Source organism: Thiobacillus denitrificans DSM 12475 (genome assembly GCF_000376425.1).
GTDB classification, from domain to species: Bacteria; Pseudomonadota; Gammaproteobacteria; order Burkholderiales; family Thiobacillaceae; genus Thiobacillus; species Thiobacillus denitrificans.
Genome location: NZ_AQWL01000030.1, coordinates 1 through 1950, shown reverse-complemented (window position 1 = coordinate 1950; position 1950 = coordinate 1). Strand labels below are relative to the sequence as shown.

Here is a 1950-nt window from a genome sequence, read left to right as displayed (position 1 = left end):
TTCCGTGTAATAGATCCGAGGTCTTCGTTTCATCTGCAACACTCCTTCTGCTTACGCAGTCTCTAGTGTGTTGCATCCACCGGTTGAATCCGCCACTTCTGAACGGCCGTTCAAGTAACCGTGATGCAGAATTTCAGTTTGCCATCCTGAATCGGTCATTCGATATGGCGGGGTCGCAACCGAAGGACGGGCTCTGCCCAGCCTCCGGTAATTCCTGCTAGAGTTCGCCAAATGGACTTGTCACCGATTTCGTCGCCTGAAACACATGCGTATAGGCGTCACACCACACCCCGTGTCTAGCCCATCTCCCTATGAAATTGCCACCGCCGTCGCCGCGGTTATAAGCGCCATCGGTGGAGCATTTGCTGCGGTAGCTGCGTTTCGATCCGCGGCAACTGCGCGCGATGCGACCCGCCAAGCGGAAGAGGCTGAGCGCAGGGTACTCCTTCGTGAGGTGTCTACCGCAGCCGCATCAATACAGGCAGTCGTATTGGGGGTGTCGTCGAGAGGTCAGGAGTTGCTTCTTGAGTACCGATCTGCCGAGGTCTTTTCTGGCTCAAGCGATCACTCAGGATTGCGGCAACTCCGGGAGTCAACCGAGAACCTCATCAAGAAAGCGCGCTTCTTCGTGGAGGATGCGCAGCTATTTAGCGGAGGAGCGAAGTCCTTGTCGGATGCTCCGGTCGAGGAAGTTGAGCGGGTCAGAACACGACTGGCGGAAAACTTCAATCTCCTCCAGGTCATTCGGGAGGAGCTAGATCGAAAGTACTTGGATGTGGCCTCTAAGAACATGCAGCACCGCCAAGTCATTCTGCAGGCGCGGAGATAGAAGTGACGCGGCCTTATTGAGGCCGAATCCCCTAGTCATACGAGGTAAGAAAATGCCAGATTGGCGCGACAAAGTAGTTCTTAATTCGGGGGAATCGTTGTGGGTGGACGACTCTCGCTGCGAGGGATTTATGCAAGAGACAGACGTCTATGATTGCTCCGTCATTGACGCGAACGGAGCGGTCGTGGGCAAAGTGAAAGCTACAGATCACACCTCTGTTAAAGGCTTTCGGCGAACTCTTTCACTCAAGCAGATCAATGCCTCAGGAAAAATCGTGGCAGATGAAACTTGGACCGCCTGATGGACAAGGCTCTAACTGGTCGCTCCAGCGGACCGTCTACGGCGGCCACAGAGCTTTAACGTTAGCCGTCACACATGACCATCACCGACATCGCTGCTTGGTATGCCGCCGCAGTCGCTACTGCAGTCTTTGCCTGGGACATCATCAAATGGGTGCGCAGTGGCCCGCGCCTGCGCATCAACACGAAGTGCAACATCTCCTACGCAGACGGTCGCGTAATTGAGAGTACGTCGCTCGAAGGAGGCGCACTGGTCTCGACTCTTGCGGAGTACTGTCATATCGAGATTCTCAACACCGGGGATCAGCCAACCACGCTAATAGACGTAGAGGCTGCCCACGAACCGAACGCTAGCGGCAACCAAATGAGCTGCTCCAGCATCGCATTCATGGTGCACTCAGGCAGCAATCCCTTGCCGGCCCTTCTCGGCCCTGGTGAGATGTGGAGTGCTCGGCTTGAAATGCGCCGTTTGGAGGGCCTCGCCACGGAAGGTAAGCCCGTCATTCGGGCGCGAACGTCATACCGAAACAAGCCCATACTCGCGTTCCCCGTGCTGAAGGGCAATGCTTAGTCTTCACTTGCCACCTCGCACAGCGACGGCCAACCCTTCCATCGAGAGAGGCAGCCAAGAGCGATAGCTCTTGGCTGCCCCACATATCACACGTTGAACGGCGCTGACTGCTTAGGGCCGAAGACCTGACATATGGAACGGTCAGCCGGACCGGCAGCTTAGGCCGATTATGCAAAGTCGTTGATTATGGAAAGTAGCCGGGGTGGTTTTCGTTAAGAGGTAGGCTGTAAGCGGCCCGGCAGCAGCTGATG

Annotated in this window: 2 protein-coding genes; both read left to right on the top strand. The window is 55.9% G+C overall.

The window, feature by feature from the left end; genetic code table 11:
* Window positions 1-292 precede the first annotated feature (292 nt).
* Window positions 293-829, top strand: a complete 537-nt coding sequence (locus B059_RS21065) for a hypothetical protein (RefSeq protein WP_169333093.1) — start codon at window positions 293-295, stop codon at window positions 827-829.
* Between the two features lie 375 nt (window positions 830-1204).
* Window positions 1205-1699 (top strand): hypothetical protein, encoded by a 495-nt coding sequence (locus B059_RS0118305; RefSeq protein ID WP_018079672.1) that lies wholly within the window; start codon window positions 1205-1207, stop codon window positions 1697-1699.
* The last annotated feature ends 251 nt before the right edge of the window (window positions 1700-1950 follow it).